This is a genomic window from Anaerobacillus sp. MEB173 (genome assembly GCF_052119505.1).
In the GTDB taxonomy this organism is placed as follows: Bacteria; Bacillota; Bacilli; order Bacillales; family JBJMAU01; genus JBJMAU01.
Map to the genome: position 1 here is coordinate 1 of NZ_JBJMAU010000014.1, position 21,370 is coordinate 21,370.

Here is a 21,370-nt window from a genome sequence, read left to right on the forward strand (position 1 = left end):
AAAGCAAACACATCCGTTTTGGGTGTGTTTTTTTATTGATTTTTTATCTAAATAAATACAATTGTAAGATAATTGAAATTTCCTAATGCAAAAACTTTGTTAAAATAATAGAATAAGCCATAAAGAATAATATTCATACGAATTATATTAAAACCTTACTACATAAGGAAAGGGACTAATACTTATGACACTTGAGAATCATTTGATTAATAAGACTTATTATGAACGGTATTTGATAGAGAACAATGGCACTCATGCAATTCAACTACTCGCTGAACTATATATTACTGAAGAACAGAATGATTCACCGGATGTAAACTATTTGCGTTTTTCACAAGGTGAGATGTATTTTCATTATAAGGATTTTGAGGCAGCAATATTTAAATGGGAGAAGGTTTCAAATGAATTAGAATCTTGGGCAATCAAAAATATTGCTGATTCTTACTATAAAATGGGGGATTTCTCCATTGCTGAAGAAAAGTATAAATCAATTAATACGGATAGCCTTACCCTTAATACTGAGGTTGCATTAAAGTTATTTCAAATCTATGTTGAACAGGAACGGATAGATGAAGCGACAAAAGTAATAAAGAATGTGGTCGCGATTAACCCTGATTATGAAACTGTTACAATGATTGCCAGAACCTTTTTTGAAGAATTTGGGGATTGGAGTAATGCGATTGAGTTAGCTGTATTCGAATCTAACCGAACAGAATCGTTAGAATGGTTCGAAGCTTTGAAAACTTATGTAGACCAAGGGTTAACGAAAACAATTGCTCCTGAATACTTCTCTAAAGTATTACGCACATTGTTTAATGTTGACCAGGTTGTATTTGAGCATTTAACGTCAGCATTATGGAAAAGTTACAAAAATGAAAAACTCTACTTTACATGGATTAGTGACTTTAACGAAATATTCTTACAGATGGAAGTTAACCGTACAGAAGCGTGGAATGAACTAGCCAGTCTTTATCAGGAGACATTCTATGATTTGATTAATGGCGATTACTTCGTAAGTGAATTGTCAGAGGTCATACCAAAACTATTAACGAACTGGTTAAAGGTAACGGATTCCTCACATGCACTATTAGCAGCAGCCGCTGTGCTTTCTTGGAACGAGATGTTTCCTTCAAGTATGAGTTCGTCAGTACTGAGTGAAGCGGAGAAAAAAAGTTATGAAACAAGTGATTATTCTGGTGATATAGAGCAAAGTGATAACTTGTTTACTTCTATTGTCAATTGGTCACAAAGTAATGGATTAGATGTAGGACATAGAATAAAGTGGATTGTTGATGAACTTACAAATTTAAATAAAACGCACCTTTTAATTGCTGGTCTGGCCGGGAGTGGAAAATCATCTTTTATCAATTCTATACTTGGTGAAAAGATCGTAGAAGGTTCATCCTCAACATTTGTTATGTTTAAGGATGCTTCGGACACAAAGATTAAAGAAATAACAGATACTGATATTAGTTCAGATTTGACACTAACTGATTTTCATACAGTAACTGCAGTACCGCGTCAATCGCATATTTTAGATTTTTCAATACCTAACCAATTTTTAAATGAGCATTCACTTGCAATCATCGATACTCCAAGCTATAAAGGAGTCAAAAGTTGGAATGAATTGTTTAAGTACCTACAATTAGGCGACAGTATGTTGTTTGTATTAGATGCTAGAATGCCTTTTACTGATAAAGAATGTGATATTCTACTACAAATTAAAGAACTTGCTCCGAATATTTCCATTCACTTTTTATTAAATAAAATTGATGTAATAAATCATAACAAAGAAGCAAAAGGACTTATTGATGAAACTAGAGTGAAGATTCAAAAACATTTTCCAAATGCACATATCATACCTTACTCTTCACGATTTGATTCTAAAGGTCAAAGGGATGACCTTATTGCATTAGTTAATCAAGTGAAGTCTGCACGGAATCATGAAGAGAGAAATAGAAAATTACTTTTCTTTATTCGTAAAACGATTGCCCACCTTTTTGAGAAACGAGTTGAGATGGAAAACAATATGTCTGTCTCAATTAACTGGAATGAAGAACTAGTTTCGAAATTAAATGGAGCTGTTAATCAGTTAAAAGATATAGAGAAAGAAAAAATAAAAAATATCAAGCACTCGTACATGATGATTAAAGACGATATGAAGAACGATTTAACGAGTACGATTCCAAGTTTACTGCGTGAGTGCGCGAATTTAATTAAAGAAGATAGTGATTTAGGAACCATTCATCAACAGTTGAATGATGAAATGAATCAAAGAATTCGTCAATACATTCAACAGACGTTATTGCACAAATTTACGATATCAGTTCAAGAGTGGATTCAATTAGCTAAAGAGGAATTTAATGAGAGTCAATCTTACCTAGAGGATATTCGAGATGGGTTTAATGCTCTGTATGAGGAAGAAAAGTTAAATTTGGAATGTGATTTCAAAATCCTTGATGATTGGAGTCGTGATGCCCAACGAATGACAACGGGGATCCAATTAGAAAACATTAATATTCTAAGTGGGTTTAAACCGTCTTTAATGTTATTAAAAGGCTCAGGAAAGTTATTTGGAGGACTTCCAACAAGCAAAACCCTATATAAGATATACAAGAAATTTATAGAGAATGAAGGTTATGAACAAGCTTCTGCACTTGTTTCGAAGCAGTTTATGTTACAGTTTGAGTTATTTGAGAAGGGGATTGAGCGGGATATTACTTTATTCTTCAAAAACCCATTCGATATACTTAATGCTGCAATCGAGGAAGCACAAACGGAAATAGAAATAAACAAGGAATCTTTACAAACCTTAAAGTCAAATCCTGAGATTTATTTCGACCCGTTAACCTTATTTGAAATAAGATTACGTCAATATGAGTTAGTGATGGATGCTCTACAAAGGCAACAAACAAGAGAAAAACGGCATGTCAATTAATAGATGAATGACAATAATAGAGAGGGTTCTCACGTGAAAAGTTGAGAACCCCCTTCTTTTTTGCATGTAATTAGGTATAGATTAGTTATCTGTATTTCCGGCACGTTCACTCCAATCCTCATCAACCTTATATTCCTCTTTGATTTCACCACAGGCGGTTAGTACGGTTACAGCTAAGATACCGGCAATTAATGAAAGTAATAATCTTTTCATTTTTGATCCTCCTGATTGACTTTATATTATTTTTTTATAAATGTATGAGTTATTTATAAGAATTATGAATATTTATAAAACGCTTGAATAGTTTTTAAAAAAAAGAGTTGTACTTCAGTGAGTAGCCAAATAGTGGTTTGAATTGTCACGTAATCTCACGTATTTTTTCTCTATATTATATTTATTACCGTTTACTATATTGCAATAACAGAAGTTTTACTTTATAATTCGAATATATTAAAGATTCAAAAAGATTACAAAAAAATGGTAGAGAAAAAGGAGGCAAATTTATGGAACAAATCGTCAATTGGCTTAATGGTGTTCTGTGGAGTAACCCGATGATTTATTTTTGTTTAGGCGTAGGTTTACTTTTTTCAATCTTAACGCGGTTTTTACAAGTCAGACATATTAAAGAAATGGTTCTATTAATGTTTAAAGGGAAAAGTTCTGACGCAGGCGTTTCATCTTTTCAGGCATTATCAATTGCTCTTTCAGGACGAGTAGGAACTGGTAATATAGCAGGTACAGCAACTGCGATCGCGTTTGGTGGACCTGGGGCTGTTTTTTGGATGTGGACAATTGCTTTTATTGGAGCATCAAGTGCTTTTATTGAATCAACATTAGCACAAGTATACAAAGAAAAACATAATGGACTATATCGTGGTGGCCCAGCCTTTTATATTGAAAAAGGAATTGGTTGGAAGTGGTATGCTGTTATTTTTGCGATCGCTACTCTATTAGCGATGAGTCTTTTAATGCCAGGGATTCAATCGAATTCTATTGCTGTAGCAGTTGAGAATGCGTTTTCCATTTCACCATGGACAACTGGCTTTATCCTAATGGCTATTATTGGTGTTATTATTTTTGGTGGAGTTAAACGTATTGCAAATGTTGCTCAGCTCGTTGTTCCATTCATGGCGGTAGCTTACATGCTTTTAGCATTTGTTATTATTTTTGCAAATTTTTCTCAACTACCAGCAGTTTTTTCATTAATCATTAGCAGTGCTTTTGGTGCTGATGCTGCATTTGGTGGTATTATTGGTTTAGCGATTGCTTGGGGTGTAAAACGTGGTATTTATTCAAATGAAGCAGGGCAAGGAACTGGACCACATGCTGCAGCAGCTGCTGAAGTATCACATCCAGCTAAGCAAGGGTTAGTTCAATCGTTCTCAGTATATATTGATACACTTCTCGTTTGTTCTGCAACCGCTTTCATGATTCTTTTCACTGGTATGTATAATGTTGTTGATGGTGCAGGCAATACCATTGTGAATTACATCGGTGAGATTCCTGCAGGTGCCGGCTATACACAAGCTGCGATTGAATCCGTAATACCTGGCTTTGGCGCAGCATTTGTTGCGATTGCATTATTTTTCTTCGCATTTACAACGATTATGGCGTACTACTATATGGCGGAAACAAATGTTGCTTATTTAATAAGAGGAAAAAATAGTAAAATTGGAATGTTTATTTTGAAAATCGTATTATTAGGTGCTGTGCTTTTTGGAGCGGTGAGAGAAGCAGACCTTGCATGGGCACTAGGTGATATTGGATTAGGGCTGATGGTTTGGTTAAACTTAATTGCCATTCTTATTCTAGCAAAACCTGCACTAAGAGTTTTAAAGGATTACGAAGAGCAAAAGAAACAAGGGCTTGATCCAGTTTTTGATCCTGAGAAACTTGGAATTAAGAATGCAGATTATTGGGTAAATGAATACAAACAAGATCAAGAAAAAATGGATAAAGAACGCTCAAGCTAGTTTTGATAGAAGAAAGAGTTGCTCCTATAGCAAACTCTTTCTTCTATTTGTTTCTAAATGTTGATGCAAATGTGCGATATGTTACAGACGATGAATAGAGAACTGCGCTATACTGGATTCAAAGTATGATCAGTGAGGTGAATGAATTATGATATCTGGTGAGTTTCTTTATTTATTTATGAACGGAGCAGCAGCATTAATCTGTATCATCTTCATAATACAAGTCATCCGTTGGACAAAAAAACGCGTATAATTTAATCAAAAGGGGATGTCTAGTAAGCAACAGCTCTCCTCTAACGTTTTCAAAATCCAGAAGTTACATCACGAATTTACTTCTAGATTTTGTGTTCGAGGTGACTGTTACTTTGCATTAGAGACATCCCTTTTGATGTTACTTTGTATCGTCATTAAGTCTTTTTAGTGGGGATTTGGCTGGTCCCTCAATCACTGACCCTTCGATTGAAAATCTTGAACCATGACATGGACAATCCCATGATCGATCACCACTGTTCCATTCTACTTCACAACCCATATGAGTACATGTCGTATCAACGAGATAGAGATTTCCCTCATTATCTTTATAGGCTCCGGCTCTCTTACCATTTACAGATACAACTGCACCTTCGTCGGGATCTAAATCCTCTGGTTTTCCGAGCGCCATTTCCACTTTTCCTTGAATAAGATGCTTTGCTACATCTAAATTCTGACTCACGAAGTGTTTAATACTAGGATCAGCGACAAATCTTGATGGCGTGACCACATCATGATATAAGTTGTCTTTTCCAGTAATTAAATCAGTGAGTAATAATGCTGCGGCGGTTCCGTTAGTAATGCCCCATTTTCGATATCCGGTAGCTACATAAATGTTTGTATGATCCCTGGAAATGCGGCCAATATAAGGAAGTTTATCTAATGTTGTTAAATCTTGGGCTGACCAACGGTACGGAATTTCTTTGATACCGAAAGTTTCATGGCCGAATCGCTCAAGTGATTCATAGTGCTGAATGGTTGGAATTCCTTGTCCTGTTTTATGGTTTTCTCCACCAATGAGTACAAGCCTCTCACCATTCATGTTTGCATAACGAAGGGAGCGTGTTGGATTTTCAGCGCTTAAGTACATACCACCTGGAAACTCCTTTTCTGTTCTGACACCAAGAACATAAGAACGCTCGGCATACATTCGTGAAAAATAAAAGCCGGAGCCATCGTCGAATGGAAAGTGTGAACAGGAGATGATATGTTCTGCTGTAACTCGATTCCCATTGGATGTCACTACATGAATCTTGTCACCCTCTTGGTCAATATGGTCTGCTGTTGTTTGTTCATAAATAGCCACACCAGATTCAGTACAAAGATCGAGAAGGTGTTTCATGTACTGAAGTGGGTGAAATTGTGCCTGTTTTTTCATAACGATTGCTGCTTTTACATCAATAGGAATCGGGATCGACTCTACATATTCTGAATCAGCACCTATAATTTCATAAGCGAGAATTTCTTGTTCTAATTTTGAAATTTCCTGTTTTGAGTTCGTGTAAATATAGGCGTCTTCTTCGCTAAGATCACAATCGATGTTATGTTCAGCGATGGTATCCTTAATAAATTGAGAAGCTTGTTGAATCGCTTGATAATAAAGCTTTGTTTTCTCTGGACCGAAATGATTGAGATATTCATTGTAGATGAGTCCATGTTGAGCTGTAATTTTTGCTGTTGTATGACCAGTCGTTCCATTGAGCACTACCCCAGCTTCAAGCAAGGCAACTTTTACCCCTTCTTTCGCCAAAAGATAGGCATTAGTGATACCGGTTATTCCTCCTCCAATAATAGCTACATCAGCCTTAATATCTTCAGTAAGCTTTGGATAGGAGTTTAGATTAGTTGAATCTCTCCAATAGGGCTCTGGAAATTGAGGCATATTCCCTGATTGTAAATGTTCGCGCATGTTTTTCACTCCTAATCTTTTTCATCGTATTCATTATTTCCATTTAATAGAAAATAAATCAAAATGAAAAGGAATGAATGCAAATAATATTTAAACTTGTCTCATATCTATATAGAAATAAGCCTTGATAAGGAGACTTTCATCTATGAATACATTTTTTCGAGGAACGCTTCTTTTAGTTATTGCGGCATTTATTGGGGAGTGCTTAGAATTTTTCATTAATATGGTATTAGCTAGAGAGTTAGGTGAAGAAGGATTAGGGCTATATATGGCCATTTTCCCTTCAATTATATTTGTTGTTGTTCTTGCAAGTATGGAACTGCCGATTTCAATATCGAAATTCGTTGCGGAGAAAGATAAGAAATATCATCAAAGTATGCTCAAACATGCGTTACGATTTATAGTTATATTCACCGTGATATTTGTGCTTGTTGCTGCTATTGTTATTCCGATGATTCCGGTTTTTGATAAATATCATCCGTTAGTTCAATGGCTTGTTATCATTCTAATACCGCTCATTTCCTTATCAACCATTGCTAAAGGGTACTTTATGGGCTCCCATCATATGGGAAAAATCGCTTTTGCAAGTTTCTTAAAAAAGGCGGCTCAGCTAGTCCTATTAGTGGCTGTTTTTCAATTTTTTGAGTTTAAGCAGGATGTGGCGATTTTAATTGCACTTTGTACATTGGTAGGAAGTGAATTTGTCATTTTTGTGTATTTAATCACTGTCTACTTTATTCAAGTTCGCCATATGAAGCATGGACCTAGTGCAACAATGAGTGGTAAATCTGTTCGCAAACATTTATTAGCGGTATCGCTTCCAACAACTGGTTTACGGATTTTTCATGCGGCATCTTTTGCGATCAAACCATTTTTAATAAAAGCAGCTTTAGTGAGAGCAGGTTTAGCTGAACCGCTTGCTATGGTCCAATATGGCAAATTAGCAGGTGTTGCGATGACAATTGGTTTTTTTCCGGCGTTTATAGCGCACTCTTTTTTGATCGTACTTATTCCAACTGTTTCTGAAGCTTATTCTAAAAATGACCTTGAGAAGCTGCACAAGCTGTTGAAACAAGTAGTCATGTTGACTTTGCTCTATGCGGTGCCATCTGTGTTTGTGTTTTATTTTTACGCGGAACCATTAACTGATCTGTTCTTCAAAGACTCTCCGGCAGCTGGGTATTTGCAGTTACTTATACCTTATTTCTTTTTTCATTTTTTCGTTATGCCATTGCAAGCATTTTTGATTGGATTAGGACTTGTCAAAGATGCCTTTCTCCATTTCGTTTATTCAACCTTTATATCATTTGGGCTAATGTATGTTCTTGGTTCGATGGCTCATTTACAGATGGATGGAATTATCATTGGGATGAATACAGGGGCTGTCCTTGTGACATTTATGCACTACTTAACAATTTGTAATAAAATAGGGATAACTAGTACAATGACAAGTTTGGATAAAAGGAAGGTAGTATAACTATCAAATTCATTTAATGGAGGTGGGTGGGTTTTGGATCGAATTGTGTTACGCGGACATCACTTATTGTGTGTTCATGGCTTTCAAGGAATGGGATATAGTCTTCGGTTTGTAGAAAAGATGGAAGAGATTGTGTCAAGAATAAGAGATAGACAATTAGATTTTGAGATTCAAGTGGTTGCTGCTATTGATGATGCATGTCATGTTTGTCCTAACCGACAGGATGAGATATGTATGGCGAATATAGAGTCAAATCCCCATGTCTTATCAATGGATCAACGAGTAATGAAGCAGCTGGGAATTCAACATAACGACGTATATAAGAAAAGTGATTTACTGCGTTTAACCGTGAAAAAGGTGGATCCTGAGGATTTAGATTATTTGTGTGAGGGCTGCTCTTGGTTACGTTACGGCGTTTGCAAAAATGGATTAAAGCAGTTAAAAAAGCATGATGTAGAATAGCTTTTACTCATTTGAATACAAGAAATGGATCTAAAGATTAGTCAATAAACAAAACTGTTAAAAATTCTCTAGTATTCAATAGATTGACAATGTTTAAGAATCTTCTAATCTGGTAATAATTTATACTACTATATATAAGAACCGTTGAGGAGATGATAGAACATGAGTTTTAAAAATAAAAGTGATATTTTAAAAGCAAGACTTACCCTACTAACACTTGGTTATACGTTCAAAGAATTAAACACGATGAGTGAAACGGAACTGATATCATTGGCTATTCTATCATATCGTAAAAGCTCTTTAAGTAATTAATATAGTAGTTTCATAATTTGATCAGAAATTGAAAGGGTATACCTTTCTTTTTTTTGCCTGCTTTTGGAACAAATCAAAACTTTTTTTTCAAATCTAAATCATCTATTATTTTAAAAAAATGTAAAATAGTGTTAAACTATAAGGATTATTGTAACTAATGTTAGAAGGTGTACAAATGACTAGATCTTATCTTTTATTAATTTTCACTGTCTTGTTTTATTCAGGTAATATTTTGATTGGAAAGGCCATAAATGATTTGCCCCCAATTACAATCACGCTTATTCGCTGCTTGATTGCATTCATCATCTTATTACCAATAAGTATTAGAGAGATTAGAGTTCATAAACAGTTATGGCGGAAGGAATGGAAGCCATTAGTTTGGTTATCGTTAACGGGAATTGTGTTGTTTAATAGTTTGCTATACGGATCGTTACAATTTACCTCATCTACGAATGTTGCCATCATTGAAGCGATTACCCCTGTTTTTACAATCCTTTTAGGTATAACCTTGTTAAAGGAAAGACTTAACAGGTTGCAGTGGGCAGGGATTTTACTTTCAATTATCGGGGCGATTTGGGTGATTTCCAAAGGTTCATTGCAAGTAATTCTGCAGCTTCAGTTTAATCTAGGGGATCTTATTGCCCTTTTTGCAGTCGTATCATGGGCAGTTTATTCAATTTTAGTCAAACAGCACAGTTATAAGTTCCCGGTATATGGTGGCATAGCTGCTATGTTACTCATAGCGATCATTTTCTTAGTCCCTTTAGCTTCAGTAGAGTGGAGTCGGGATCTGCTTGATTTATTTAATCTGAAAATGATAATGGGTTTATTATATTTAGGAATTTTCCCGTCAATTTTAGCATTAATGTTCTGGAATAGAGCTGTAGCTGACATTGGCCCATCAAGAGCATCAATTTTTCTTAACTTATTACCTGTTTTTACAATCATAGGTGCAGTTCTTTTTTTAGGAGAAACGGTAACGATTGTTCAGTTATTAGGTGGAGTAATTGTAATTGCAGGTGTATTTTTATCAACGAGAGGCAAATCGAAGGAGCCGTTGAAAGAGGAATATAAGGAAAAAAACTGTAGCTAATACGAGAATGATCAATACATAGGCCTTAATTAAACGATTAATTAAGGCCTATGTTCGTATATATGTAACAATTGTAGAGAAAACGTCAGTTAATCACTTCCATATTTAAGTATCCACACATATGTTGTTATAAGGATCATTAATAATAGCAACAAGTTTTGATAAAAGGAGGTAAATTAGCTATGAATCCATGGTTTGGGGGCTTTCACCAGGTTCAAAATACTCCCTTTGATCAACAAATATTTGGACCTTTTCATGGGTTTCCGTTTAACCAAGTTCCTATTCACCAAGGGCCATTCCCGTATGGAGGAAATCCGTTTCAACAATTCCCATTTCATCAAGCACAACAATTTCAGTCACAAATACCGCAGTTTCCATTTCAATCGTTATTACCACAACACCAAAGTCAGCAAGTAACACCATCTCAACAAAATACACAGCAGCAATTACCTGGACAATTCACACCGCCAGATCCGTTTGCTGGCTTTAAGACGAAGGATGGAGATATAGACTTTACGAAGATTGGAAATAGTATTAATCAAGTGATGGGCATTGCCAATCAGATCGGTCCATTAATGAAAACCTTTGGGATAGGAAGATAATACATGATTAACAGGGGCGGTCATTTATGAGACATCCCCTTTACATAATCAGTGAAAAAGTGAATAAATTGAAAATAGATGATCTGTGATACTTGAAACAAAAAGGGGAGATTTCAATGGAGAAGGCTAATAGTAGAAAAGTACATATCTTTGCTCATCGGGGCTATTCTGCAGCTTATCCTGAAAATACAATGGCAGCATTTAAAGCCGCTGAACAGCTTCATGTAGATGGGATAGAATTTGATGTCCAGCTTTCGAAAGATAATATCCCGGTAATTATACATGACTCGACACTTGAACGTACGACAACAGGCTATGGTGAAGTCCGAGCCTGTACATTTCAACAGCTTCAGGAGCTAAGTGCCGGAAAGTGGTTTTCTAATTATTTTCAAGTTGAAAAAATCCCTTCTTTAGAGCAACTGTTAAATTGGGCGAAGGGAACAACATTACTCTTAAATATCGAATTAAAACCTCGACCGATTGATCGTGCTTTATTATGCGATGCTGTCCTCCAATTAGTCAGAAAATATCAACTCGAAGATAGAGTGATTATCTCATCATTTGATCATAAGCTGATTCAACACATTTCAAGTAAAAAACCTCATATTGAATCTGCTATTATTGTAGCGTCTTCTTTAGTGAATCCTGCAAACTATTTAAAAACAGTTGGAGTGACAAGTCTTCATTATGATTATCAAATGATGGTTACAAATGATGTCGTAGATCTGTTAGATGAAGGGATAAAGGTTAGACCGTATACAATAAACTCTGAAAAAGAGATGAAAGTATGTTTTCAAAACGAATATTCTGGCTTTTTTACAGATAATCCGAAGTTGGCGATAGAAGTTAGAAACGCTATCCATTGATACTCTTTTTTTGTTAATTAAATCAAGTTTAGGTACAATGAAAGTGAATATAAATATGGGAGGGCATTACATATGGTTACTAGTATTACCGATTGTGCAACGTTACATAATGGTGTGAAAATGCCTTTGCTTGGTCTTGGTGTCTATAAGGCAGAGGACGGTAAGGAAGTTGAAGAAGCGATTCATTATGCGATTAAAGCTGGCTACCGCAGTATTGATACAGCTGCTTTTTATCAAAATGAAGCGGGTGTTGGCAATGCAATTAAAGATTCAGAAGTTCCTCGTGAAGAATTATTTATTACGACAAAAGTTTGGAATTCTGATCAAGGTTATGAAGAGACGTTAGCAGCTTTTGAAGAAAGTCGCCGAAAGCTTGATCTTGAATATATTGATTTATATTTAATTCATTGGCCTGTAGAAGGAATGTATAAAGACACATGGCGTGCACTAGAAAAGCTCTACAAAGATGGCCTTGTTAAAGCTATTGGAGTTTGTAATTTCCAAGTTCATCATTTAAAAGATTTAATGGAGACGTGTGAAATCAAACCAATGGTGAATCAGGTGGAATTTCATCCGCGTTTAACGCAAAAAGAATTACTGCAGTACTGTAAGGAACAACAAATTCAACTAGAAGCATGGAGCCCATTAATGAGAGCGAAAATTTTTGATAACCCTGTGCTTTGCGAAATAGCTGAAAAACATGGGAAATCACCCGCCCAAATTATTCTTCGCTGGGATGTACAACATGGTGTTGTAACCATTCCGAAATCAGTGAAAGAACACCGAGTAAATGAAAATGCGGGCATCTTTGATTTTACCTTGACCCAAGAAGAAATGGATAAGATTGATGGGCTGAATAAAAATGAGCGTGTCGGTCCAGACCCAGATAACTTTAGTTTTTAAGCGTAAGCCTCGGTATTGCCGAGGTTTTTCTTATGGGAAGAACAAAGGTAACTATCGTTATGAAGAACCTCCTCCATGAAAAATCATATATTAACATTGATGGGGAGGTAAAAATTATGAGGAAAAGACAGCAAAATATCATTTGGGGTATTGATTCAGCTGCAGCGGCTAATGACAATTTATATGAATGTGTTAGAGACAATTTCGGGCATCCTGACTTTTGGGGTCGGTACTTAAATACAATTCCTAATGTGAGTGAAGGGTTAACTGTAAATGAAATCACTTTTTTAAAAGGAAAAGGGATTAAAATAATGCCGATTTATAATAACTTCCGTGAAGCAATAGGATATCGTAATGGTTCAGTGGCAGCCAGGAATGCGATCTTTAATGCGCGCAGACTAGGCATTGATGAGGGGGTATTTCTTTTTGCCAATGTTGAAAGGTTCTTTCTTGTTGATGCTGATTGGTTAATAGGCTGGGTTGAGACAATGATTCCAAGTGGTTATCGACCAGGCATTTATAATGATCCTAATGAGGGGCCATTTAATGAAGCCTATTGCGAAGCGATTCAGAGAAATAAACAGGTTAGAATTCAATCAGTTTTATGGAGCGCAGAACCAGAACCAGGAGTTACAGCAAAATCGAATCCCCCAAGATACAATCCGACTACTCCAAATTGTGAAGCGAATGTTTGGGCATGGCAATATGGACGTGATGCGAATGAATGTCCTATTGACACAGTTTTGATGGAACAAAGATTATATGTAAACCTGCATTAAATTGACAAACCTCTTAGTTATTTCATACTAAGGGGTTCTACTTTTGTTTTATATACAAATATTACATACGTATTTTAGTTATTATTTTGTTACTATTAATCGATGGAAGTCGTCTAATTAGTAGATCATGATCGTTCATCACAATTATATATAGAGAGGTGATCACCGTTGACTGATGAACAGCTTATCGATAAGGCTAAAAGTGGGGAAGATGAAGCGTTTCAAATGATAATAGAAAAACACTATAAAACAGTTGAGAAATTTGCCTATCAAATTGGTGTTAGACCGGAAAATATAGAGGATGTTACTCAAGAAGTTTTTTTGCGCGTTTATCGATTTCTTACAAAATATACAAGGGGTAAGTTTACGACATGGCTCTATACATTAACATTAAATGTTACCCGAGATTTAATAAGAAAAGAAAATAGCTTGCGAAAAAAAGCGGAAAGAATGCAACGGGAAACTGTTGATAATGCGTACCATGAGCTGGCGGTTGATGAAGAGGCACTTGAGCTTCATAGTGTGATTCAGCAGTTAGAAGAGAAATATCGAATCCCAATCGTCCTTCATTATTTTCATGACCAAAGCTATAAAGAAATTGCTGTTGTACTTGGTGTTAGGGAGTCAACAATCAAAACGAGAATGATGCGGGCAAAACAAATGTTAAAATCAAGCCTTGAGAAAGGGAGGATGCTCTATGAATAACGAACATTTTGAAGACATAATGAGCAGGTTAAAAAAGGGATATAATGGACTTCCTGAACACTCCTCTCCAGAGAGAATTATGCAGCATATTCATATGCAAAATAAAAATAGAAAACCTAAGCGCCAATGGATGTATGCAGCAAGTATTTTAATAGTCGTTACACTTGGAACGATTCTTCTTATGAACCAGTGGACCGGTACAGAGCAAATGGCTTCCGAAGATAGTGCAGGACATGATTTGACACCCGAAAGTGCGGCTATAATGATGGAAGAAGAGTTCGATAAGAATAATCAGGAAAGTGAAATGAGAGTGTTCATTGATGATGTTCCTGAAGGGGGAAGTAAAGTTGATCGTGATAAACAAATAGTAAAGTCTATTTTAATCGAAGGAATGGAAGAAGAAGTACCATTCACTCTTTATGTTGATGAATACTTTCAGTTTTCAACGTATTTGCCAGAGCAGTTTGAGACAGAACAATCCTCTACTGATGAAGGTACAACGACATTGATACATCCTGTCTTTAATGGGGTCTATCATGAAAATTCGTTTATTAGCATTTCTGAAGAGGAAAACTTCAAGAATCAAACAATCGATCAAATAGCTGAGAATCAAACATTACTATTGGAGGAAAATGGATTTAACGTTTCTTCTATAGAAGAGAGTATGAGAAGAGAGATTGCAGTTGACCACTATGCATATAGTAAGGGGTATAATCTGTTAGGCGAGCTTATAATTGTTGAACATAATGAACGGAAATTTGTCATTAAAATCCAGTATAGTGCCGAGCTAATGGATGGAATAAATCCTCGATTAGATGTCATATTTTCAGAATTAGAGTGGATTGAATAATGATAACAAAGTAGTAGATAACCCTGTTCCTACATGTACTGTAAGAACAGGGTTTTTTTATAATATTTTAGGTTCTGATTATTTTGTTTGTATCGATTCTTTTACTTGATGACGTTCATCTAATTTTTTCTCAATTTTCATAATAGCTGCTGGATCGCTTAATAGTTTCTTTTTGTTTTCACGTACTAATTCATCAAATGAAATTTTTTTATGTCTGCGCATGTTTACCCACCCTTTACATTTTTTTAAATTTTCTATTTATTTCTCTCCTACATCTATTGTACATAATTTTGTCGAAAAAAGATAGCAGAATTGTTACAATTATTCGAAAACTTATATATCGACATTTTTTTTGCTTCATTCGATAAATTACAAATTTGTATTAAAATTCGTGTTATAATTGATCAAAGTAATAGAGTTTTTTTAAATTTAGACAAGAAGATAGTCGATGTAATACTAATACTAATACTAATACTTCGGAAGAATAGTTCCTGAAGGGTAGGGGTTTCCTATTGTTGTATTTTAAAACAAGTGAGATAAGTCCAAATCATGAGTGGGTCGTCTTCTTTCATGGGTTAGGTGGCAATTCATCAATTTGGTATAAGCAAATAAAAGACTTTAAAAAGCATTACAACTTATTGTTTATCGATTTGCGTGGCCATGGTAAATCGAAGAATAATTTAAAAGAATTGTCGCAGTATACATTGACCACGGTCGGACAAGATGTGATTGAAGTAATGGATCATTTAAATATTAAAACAGCTCATTTTGTCGGAATTTCATTAGGTTCGATTATTATGAACAGAATTAGCCTATTTGCTCCTTCAAGAATTTCATCGATGGTATTAGGGGGAGCAATTGCCAGGTTTAATTTGCGATCCAAAGTATTAATTGAAATTGGTGATATTGGGAAGGCAATCACCCCATATATGTGGCTGTATCGTTTTTTTGCATGGATTCTAATGCCAAATAAAGATCATGCTTATTCCCGAAATATGTTCGTTCGTGAAGCAGAAAAACTGGGACAAAAGGAATTTATTAAATGGTATAAATTAACAAAGGAAGTAGAGCCGCTATTTAATGAATTAAGGCGAAACGAAGTACCTATTCCTAAGTTTTATATTGCGGGGAAAGGTGATCATATGTTTCTGCCTATTTTGAAGCATGAAGTGAAACGAGACAAATATGCTTCTCTTCATGTAATTGATGAGTGTGGTCACGTATGTAATATTGATCAACCTGAGGAATTCAATAAACATGTGATTAAGTTTTTAAAAAATACCAGTGCTGTTCAAAAACAAGCGTTATAAGAAAATAGGGGATGTCTCATAAGTGACAGCTCTCCTGCAAAATCTAGAGGTTACATCATGGATGAACTCTAAATTTTGTGATCGAGCTGACTGTTACCTATGAGACATCCCCTTACTAATGGGAATGAATCTCTCTCTTAAACTGTTAGGACAAATTGTTTATCCATATATGCTTTTACAATGAAGCCGTACATTTCCTTTGTAATATTTAAGCGCGGAATCCTGGCTTCTGCTAAAACTCGCTGCATATTCGAATCATCAAACGTACCATAATGATGTAAATAATTCTCGTATGTTTGCACGAAGGAATGAAGAATTTTCTCTTCCCTAGTTAACTCTTCAGTTGCAAGTCCTTTTATTAATTCAATTGAAAAGTCACGGATATCTAGAAGCTGTAATGATTCTGTAAATAAGAATTTATTTGAAAAAGGGGTTGAACTTGTTAAATGATAGATACCTGTTTGAATACCTTGCTCAAAGGCAGCCAAAATACAATTGCAAACATAATTTACCGGGACAAGGTTTGATGTTCCTTCAGGGTCTCCAATGATTCGGATTGTCCCGCCAGCAACTTTCTTACCAAATTTTCTTTGGAAGAGCTGGACCCCTCTCATATATCCGTAAAGTGTAAAACTAGTATCAGCTTCCCCAGTTTCAGAGTCTCCAACAATAATACTTGGCCGGAAAATAGCTGTTTTAAATTGCTCATCTTGGGCATTTGCTACCTCATATTCAGCAAGAGCCTTTGATTCTTCATATGGATTGTGAAATTGTGTGCCTGCAGGTTGAAGCTCTTCAGTTGCCAGGCGGTTTTTTCCGATTGTATAGGCCGTACTAATATAGTAAAAGGTAGTGACACATATCTGTTTAGCAAACGAAATAAGATTTTTTGTACCGTAATAGTTAACTTTAAATAGTTCATCCTTAAGTTCTTGATCAAAGCGTACTAGACCTGCAGAGTGAATGACGGTATTGATTGCCCCTTTCAGAGCGTCGATGTCTTTCTGTTTTAGTCCAAGGTTTTCTTTTGTTACATCTCCAGTAATAATTGTTATTTGATGATGGTACTGATTGTCGATAATGTCGTGTAACCGTTCTTCAACAGATTGTCCTCGTTTTTCACGAATGAGTACATAAATATGATGTCCTTTATGAACAAGACGGTGTAAAAGGTCCTTCCCCAAAAAGCCAGTGGTACCAGTTAATAGTACAGTTTTTTTCATTTTTAAACCCCTTGTCTTAACACATAGTTAAAAAGCTAGCTTACTAGCGATTATAACATGAATTTCGACATTTTTTGCTTTTGTCATGAAAATTTCTAGTTGGAAAAAGCAGCTAATGAAAACATACTATATGGGATATCCACAGTAGTTACTAGAATAAATCCGAGATTTACACAGTTTTATCCACATTATTAACAACGATGTGGATAAATTTAAACACAAAGTTACTAACAGCTCAAATAGTATCAATACACATGTTGTTTATTATATCCACATTTGTGGATTTGTTTGTGGATAAGTATCCTTCAGGGCGGAAAATAAAGAATTAAAAAAAAATTGAAAATGACAGCGATTACATTTTAAAAAGCGGTTTACAAATGATTCGAGAGTTGTTAGAATATTTTTAAATTAATAAAACGACAAAATGTTCAATAAACATCGATGCTGAACAACGGTTCAAAGGTAGTTAAAACGGTTCGTTCAGAGTCGAAAATTCTTTTAGTTATTATTGTCAGAAAATTCAAACAAATTAAAAGTGGGGAGAGGATCAAGATGACAGTAACAGTAGACGTAAAAGTATTAGAGGAAATGGAAAAGAAAATCGAGAGCTTAACAGTTGAATTAAAACAATTAAAGAAAGTAAAAGCTGAGGGATTTGAAAAGCTTGATACTGATTGTTACTTAACAGAAGTTTATAACTGATGAGTTAAAAAAGTGCTTAACTATAATGTTAGGCACTTTTTTGTATATTTACAAAAAAATACAATAGAGTAGTTAGAAAATACTGACAATATCACTGTAATAAGATAGAATTAAGTTATACATTAAAATTACAAAAGGGGGAGAGTATGCATGGAAGAGGAAATGTTTCACCGATTTACATTCTTGGTCGAAAAGGGAAAAGTAAAAGAATTTGTGCAAGCCATTGGAGATTCTAACACAATCTATGTTGATGAAGAGGAGGCTCGCAAACAAGGATTTAGGAATATTCCTGTACCACCTACTTTTGGAACGGTCATCGAGATGTGGGCTGGATTAGACTTTGAAGATCTTATTAGTAAATTTAATTTAAATATATTAAGAGTTTTACATGGAGAACAGTCCTATGAATATAAAGGACAGCTTTGCGTAGGTGATGAAATAACAGGCGAAACAACGGTAATCGATCGCTACGAAAAGAAGAAAATGACATTCTTAAAACTAAAGACAACCTATACAAATCAGTTTGGAGATGAAGTTCTTGTTGCCAAATCACTCATTATTGAACGGTAATCTATTGAGCGCTCGTTCATTCTGTTACTAGTGAAAAAAAGGAGGTTTTTCTATGGACTCATTCAAGCCGCTAAACAAGAAAGAAATCACTCATTCTCAGCTTGTGAAATATGCAGGTGCTTCTGGTGATTTCAATCCAATCCACACTGTGACTCCGATTGCCGAGCAAGCTGGACTAGGTGGTGTGATTGCTCATGGTATGTTAATTATGGGGTTTGCCGGACAAGCGATCACGCAGTGGTTTCCATTAAAACATGTAAAGGAATTGAATGTTAGATTTACAGCAATTACAAGACCTGGTGAATCGATCACGATTTTTGGAAAGCAAATTGAGGAGCAGCAGGTTGAAGGAAAGACCTATCTCATTGGAGAGGTTATTGCAAAGAATGAGGAAGGCGAGATGAAGTTAAAGGGACAGTTCAAAGTAGAAAAGTAGCGAAGATAAGGGGGAAGAAGGATGTTAGATGGGATAAGAGTGGTCGATTTTTCACAGTATTTACCGGGTCCCTATGCAAGTATGAGATTGGCTGACCGAGGGGCAGAAGTAGTTAAGGTTGAATCATTAAATGGTGATCCGGCAAGGGTAATGGCTGATCAAAAGGATGGTACAGGTCTTATATTTCTGGCAAATAATCGTAATAAAAAAAGTGTCGCATTAAATTTAAAAGAAGATGAGGGCCGGCAAATTGCATTGGATTTAGTTGCAAATGCGGATGTAATCATCGAAAGCTTTCGTCCTGGTGTAATGGCTCGGCTTGGGTTGAGTTATGAAGAAGTAAAAAAAGTAAACCCGATGATCATTTACTGCTCACTTTCTGGGTACGGTCAAGATAGTTCAATCAGTCATTTAGGTAGTCATGATTTGAACTATATGGCGCTTAGTGGGTTGTTATCACAACTAAAAACAAGTGATGGTACACCAGTTCAACCGAGTATGACTTTTGCCGATCTCATTGGTGGGATTGCTGCAAGTGAGGCGATCTTAGGGGCGTTAGTTCAACGGGGACGCAAAGGAATTGGACAATATATTGATTTAGCCATTGCAGATGTTATGGTCTCCTTTATGGCAAATCATGCTGCTATTGCTTCTGAAACAGGGCATAAGTATGGATTATCTGAATTAGCAGGTGAACTAGTATGCTATAACATTTATCAAACACAAGATGATCGATACATAACTTTAGGAGCATTAGAGCCGAAATTTTGGCAGAACTTTTGTAAGGCAGTTGAGAAAGAGCAATGGATAGAAGGACATTATTCTAAGGCAGAAGAAAGTAATACTCTATACAAAGAAGTAAAGGATTTGTTCTTTTCAAGAACTTTTGCCGAGTGGCATGAGTTTAGTATGCAGGTTGATTGTTGTCTGATGCCGGTGTTTGAAACCAATGAATTAAAAAAATTGCAGTATATTAATGAAAGAGAATTAATAAAAGATGATCAGTCAGGTACAACCTATGTAGCAACCAATACATCGCTTAGTCAAACTCTCATGACACCTGGTCTAGGTCAGCATACTGAGGAATTATTAGGGCAATTGTTAAAGAAAAACAAAAAAGAAGTAGCTCGCTTGAAAGAAAAAAAGATCATTCCAGATCAGACGGTGAATGTACAAAGGTAAAATGGGAAACGTATTTATAAGGGGATGTCACTAATGGGACATTCCCTTACTCTATTTGACGAAAGATTCAATAAATTTCAGATTACTGCTGTGCCATTGTTAATAGTTATTGATAAAATATAGGCGAGGCATAATGAAATAGTATTTGCTAACTAGTAAGGGGGAGAATTTATTGGAAAACAATACACTTTATAAAGGGATACTTATTGGGGGAGCTATTGGTGCCGCTATAGTATTAATCAATCCGTCGACAAGATCAAAAGTCATTAATAATCTAAAGGATATGAGCAACTGTACTTCAGAATGTATTAAGTTGATTTCAGAAAATCGCTCGGAAATTATTGAACAAGTGAAAGAATCAACAAACAAAATTTCAGATGTTGTAAGAGAGGCAAAAGATGATGTCTGCCAAATTGCTGAACGAATTGAGCATCTGAAGAAGAATTCGACTGAGATTATTGACACAGCAAAACAGGTAAAAGATGACCTAACTAATATGACAAGGAAATTAAGAATAGAACAGGGACAGGAAAATTAAAATCTTAATTAAATTTGTGCATGTTTAATTCGATTGTGGATATCCTATTTTTTGAACGAAATGAAAAGGAGGATGTCTTACATGAGTAAAAATAAACAAAACCATAACAACAAAAATAATAAGAAGCAAAAAAGCGGTAGTAATCATAAGACAAGCAGTAGTGCTAATAAAAAGAATGATTTTCACTAATTTAATTCATAATTTTTACCCCTTTTGTTAATATTAGGAGTAACAGTCAAAGGTATCCTATTGTAATGATTCATTTGCAGCTGCAAGCCGTAAGGCAAAGGATGACCATCTTGACTTGTTAATATCAATATGGTAACTTTTATCATATCAAAAGAATCATTTCTTTTGGCCAACTTTCTTTGCTTTATTACATAAGTCAGACTGCTTTAAATGAATCACCTTCATTTTTCTTTTTCGATAGTCTTAAGTTTTATGTAAGAGTAAAAAAGTGGTAACAACTTTAGTTCGCAGAATATTGTGTACAGATTTTAGGAGGAATTT

Annotated in this window: 21 protein-coding genes; 17 read left to right on the top strand and 4 right to left on the bottom strand. The window is 35.3% G+C overall.

What is annotated here, in order from left to right:
* Positions 1–184 precede the first annotated feature (184 nt).
* Complete coding sequence (locus tag ACJ2A9_RS18665; RefSeq protein ID WP_441423201.1) at positions 185–2,938, top strand: GTP-binding protein; 2,754 nt, start codon at positions 185–187, stop codon at positions 2,936–2,938.
* An 81-nt stretch (positions 2,939–3,019) separates the two neighbouring features.
* Here ACJ2A9_RS18665 and ACJ2A9_RS18670 read toward each other — a convergent pair whose 3' ends face one another.
* Positions 3,020–3,151 (bottom strand): hypothetical protein, encoded by a 132-nt coding sequence (locus ACJ2A9_RS18670; protein WP_441423202.1) that lies wholly within the window; start codon positions 3,149–3,151, stop codon positions 3,020–3,022.
* 290 nt (positions 3,152–3,441) lie between these two features.
* Here ACJ2A9_RS18670 and ACJ2A9_RS18675 point away from each other — a divergent pair, with 290 nt between their 5' ends.
* Positions 3,442–4,911: an alanine/glycine:cation symporter family protein gene (locus ACJ2A9_RS18675; protein ID WP_441423203.1), complete on the top strand. Its 1,470-nt coding sequence runs from the start codon at positions 3,442–3,444 to the stop codon at positions 4,909–4,911.
* 391 nt (positions 4,912–5,302) lie between these two features.
* Here the strand turns inward: ACJ2A9_RS18675 and ACJ2A9_RS18680 are convergent, their stop codons facing one another.
* Positions 5,303–6,850: an FAD-dependent oxidoreductase gene (locus ACJ2A9_RS18680; RefSeq protein WP_441423204.1), complete on the bottom strand. Its 1,548-nt coding sequence runs from the start codon at positions 6,848–6,850 to the stop codon at positions 5,303–5,305.
* Positions 6,851–6,995: 145 nt separating this feature from the next.
* On the opposite strand from ACJ2A9_RS18680, the gene ACJ2A9_RS18685 reads away from it, so the two are divergent.
* The 9 genes from ACJ2A9_RS18685 to ACJ2A9_RS18725 all read left to right on the top strand — a co-directional run bounded on the left by ACJ2A9_RS18685 (position 6,996) and on the right by ACJ2A9_RS18725 (position 14,899).
* Positions 6,996–8,327, top strand: coding sequence for a polysaccharide biosynthesis protein (locus ACJ2A9_RS18685; protein ID WP_441423205.1), 1,332 nt, complete (start codon positions 6,996–6,998; stop codon positions 8,325–8,327).
* A 33-nt stretch (positions 8,328–8,360) separates the two neighbouring features.
* Entirely contained in the window at positions 8,361–8,789 is a 429-nt protein-coding gene (locus tag ACJ2A9_RS18690; protein ID WP_441423206.1) for a DUF1284 domain-containing protein, read from the top strand.
* Positions 8,790–9,276: 487 nt separating this feature from the next.
* Positions 9,277–10,194: a DMT family transporter gene (locus ACJ2A9_RS18695; RefSeq protein ID WP_441423207.1), complete on the top strand. Its 918-nt coding sequence runs from the start codon at positions 9,277–9,279 to the stop codon at positions 10,192–10,194.
* Between the two features lie 182 nt (positions 10,195–10,376).
* Entirely contained in the window at positions 10,377–10,796 is a 420-nt protein-coding gene (locus tag ACJ2A9_RS18700; RefSeq protein WP_441423208.1) for a YppG family protein, read from the top strand.
* 116 nt (positions 10,797–10,912) lie between these two features.
* Positions 10,913–11,662: a glycerophosphodiester phosphodiesterase family protein gene (locus tag ACJ2A9_RS18705; protein WP_441423209.1), complete on the top strand. Its 750-nt coding sequence runs from the start codon at positions 10,913–10,915 to the stop codon at positions 11,660–11,662.
* 72 nt (positions 11,663–11,734) lie between these two features.
* Entirely contained in the window at positions 11,735–12,565 is an 831-nt protein-coding gene (locus ACJ2A9_RS18710; RefSeq protein WP_441423210.1) for an aldo/keto reductase, read from the top strand.
* A gap of 116 nt (positions 12,566–12,681) precedes the next feature.
* Positions 12,682–13,344, top strand: a complete 663-nt coding sequence (locus tag ACJ2A9_RS18715; RefSeq protein WP_441423211.1) for a glycoside hydrolase domain-containing protein — start codon at positions 12,682–12,684, stop codon at positions 13,342–13,344.
* Between the two features lie 168 nt (positions 13,345–13,512).
* Positions 13,513–14,049, top strand: coding sequence for an RNA polymerase sigma factor (locus ACJ2A9_RS18720; RefSeq protein ID WP_441423212.1), 537 nt, complete (start codon positions 13,513–13,515; stop codon positions 14,047–14,049).
* Positions 14,042–14,899, top strand: a complete 858-nt coding sequence (locus ACJ2A9_RS18725; protein ID WP_441423213.1) for a hypothetical protein — start codon at positions 14,042–14,044, stop codon at positions 14,897–14,899. Before ACJ2A9_RS18720 ends, ACJ2A9_RS18725 begins: the two co-directional genes overlap by 8 nt.
* Before the next feature lie 78 nt (positions 14,900–14,977).
* Here the strand turns inward: ACJ2A9_RS18725 and ACJ2A9_RS18730 are convergent, their stop codons facing one another.
* On the bottom strand, positions 14,978–15,121 hold the full coding sequence (locus ACJ2A9_RS18730) for an FbpB family small basic protein (RefSeq protein WP_441423214.1): 144 nt from the start codon (positions 15,119–15,121) through the stop codon (positions 14,978–14,980).
* Between the two features lie 293 nt (positions 15,122–15,414).
* On the opposite strand from ACJ2A9_RS18730, the gene ACJ2A9_RS18735 reads away from it, so the two are divergent.
* Complete coding sequence (locus ACJ2A9_RS18735) at positions 15,415–16,209, top strand: alpha/beta fold hydrolase (protein ID WP_441423215.1); 795 nt, start codon at positions 15,415–15,417, stop codon at positions 16,207–16,209.
* Positions 16,210–16,346: 137 nt separating this feature from the next.
* Here the strand turns inward: ACJ2A9_RS18735 and ACJ2A9_RS18740 are convergent, their stop codons facing one another.
* Complete coding sequence (locus tag ACJ2A9_RS18740) at positions 16,347–17,432, bottom strand: SDR family oxidoreductase (RefSeq protein WP_441423216.1); 1,086 nt, start codon at positions 17,430–17,432, stop codon at positions 16,347–16,349.
* 552 nt (positions 17,433–17,984) lie between these two features.
* Here ACJ2A9_RS18740 and ACJ2A9_RS18745 point away from each other — a divergent pair.
* From ACJ2A9_RS18745 to ACJ2A9_RS18765, 5 genes are all read left to right on the top strand, one after another.
* Positions 17,985–18,134: a hypothetical protein gene (locus tag ACJ2A9_RS18745; RefSeq protein WP_441423217.1), complete on the top strand. Its 150-nt coding sequence runs from the start codon at positions 17,985–17,987 to the stop codon at positions 18,132–18,134.
* Positions 18,135–18,284: 150 nt separating this feature from the next.
* A complete protein-coding gene (locus tag ACJ2A9_RS18750) occupies positions 18,285–18,704 on the top strand; it encodes a MaoC family dehydratase N-terminal domain-containing protein (protein WP_441423218.1) in 420 nt (139 codons plus the stop codon).
* 52 nt (positions 18,705–18,756) lie between these two features.
* Complete coding sequence (locus ACJ2A9_RS18755; RefSeq protein ID WP_441423219.1) at positions 18,757–19,140, top strand: MaoC/PaaZ C-terminal domain-containing protein; 384 nt, start codon at positions 18,757–18,759, stop codon at positions 19,138–19,140.
* Between the two features lie 21 nt (positions 19,141–19,161).
* Positions 19,162–20,322, top strand: coding sequence for a CaiB/BaiF CoA transferase family protein (locus ACJ2A9_RS18760; protein WP_441423220.1), 1,161 nt, complete (start codon positions 19,162–19,164; stop codon positions 20,320–20,322).
* 172 nt (positions 20,323–20,494) lie between these two features.
* A complete protein-coding gene (locus ACJ2A9_RS18765) occupies positions 20,495–20,860 on the top strand; it encodes a YtxH domain-containing protein (RefSeq protein ID WP_441423221.1) in 366 nt (121 codons plus the stop codon).
* The last annotated feature ends 510 nt before the right edge of the window (positions 20,861–21,370 follow it).

Coding starts and splice junctions, on each gene's coding strand:
- ACJ2A9_RS18665 (WP_441423201.1), top strand. CDS start 185: ATGACACTTGAGAATCATTTGATTAATAAGACTTATTATGAACGGTAT.
- ACJ2A9_RS18670 (WP_441423202.1), bottom strand. CDS start 3,151: ATGAAAAGATTATTACTTTCATTAATTGCCGGTATCTTAGCTGTAACC.
- ACJ2A9_RS18675 (WP_441423203.1), top strand. CDS start 3,442: ATGGAACAAATCGTCAATTGGCTTAATGGTGTTCTGTGGAGTAACCCG.
- ACJ2A9_RS18680 (WP_441423204.1), bottom strand. CDS start 6,850: ATGCGCGAACATTTACAATCAGGGAATATGCCTCAATTTCCAGAGCCC.
- ACJ2A9_RS18685 (WP_441423205.1), top strand. CDS start 6,996: ATGAATACATTTTTTCGAGGAACGCTTCTTTTAGTTATTGCGGCATTT.
- ACJ2A9_RS18695 (WP_441423207.1), top strand. CDS start 9,277: ATGACTAGATCTTATCTTTTATTAATTTTCACTGTCTTGTTTTATTCA.
- ACJ2A9_RS18700 (WP_441423208.1), top strand. CDS start 10,377: ATGAATCCATGGTTTGGGGGCTTTCACCAGGTTCAAAATACTCCCTTT.
- ACJ2A9_RS18705 (WP_441423209.1), top strand. CDS start 10,913: ATGGAGAAGGCTAATAGTAGAAAAGTACATATCTTTGCTCATCGGGGC.
- ACJ2A9_RS18710 (WP_441423210.1), top strand. CDS start 11,735: ATGGTTACTAGTATTACCGATTGTGCAACGTTACATAATGGTGTGAAA.
- ACJ2A9_RS18715 (WP_441423211.1), top strand. CDS start 12,682: ATGAGGAAAAGACAGCAAAATATCATTTGGGGTATTGATTCAGCTGCA.
- ACJ2A9_RS18725 (WP_441423213.1), top strand. CDS start 14,042: ATGAATAACGAACATTTTGAAGACATAATGAGCAGGTTAAAAAAGGGA.
- ACJ2A9_RS18730 (WP_441423214.1), bottom strand. CDS start 15,121: ATGCGCAGACATAAAAAAATTTCATTTGATGAATTAGTACGTGAAAAC.
- ACJ2A9_RS18740 (WP_441423216.1), bottom strand. CDS start 17,432: ATGAAAAAAACTGTACTATTAACTGGTACCACTGGCTTTTTGGGGAAG.
- ACJ2A9_RS18745 (WP_441423217.1), top strand. CDS start 17,985: ATGACAGTAACAGTAGACGTAAAAGTATTAGAGGAAATGGAAAAGAAA.
- ACJ2A9_RS18750 (WP_441423218.1), top strand. CDS start 18,285: ATGGAAGAGGAAATGTTTCACCGATTTACATTCTTGGTCGAAAAGGGA.
- ACJ2A9_RS18755 (WP_441423219.1), top strand. CDS start 18,757: ATGGACTCATTCAAGCCGCTAAACAAGAAAGAAATCACTCATTCTCAG.
- ACJ2A9_RS18760 (WP_441423220.1), top strand. CDS start 19,162: ATGTTAGATGGGATAAGAGTGGTCGATTTTTCACAGTATTTACCGGGT.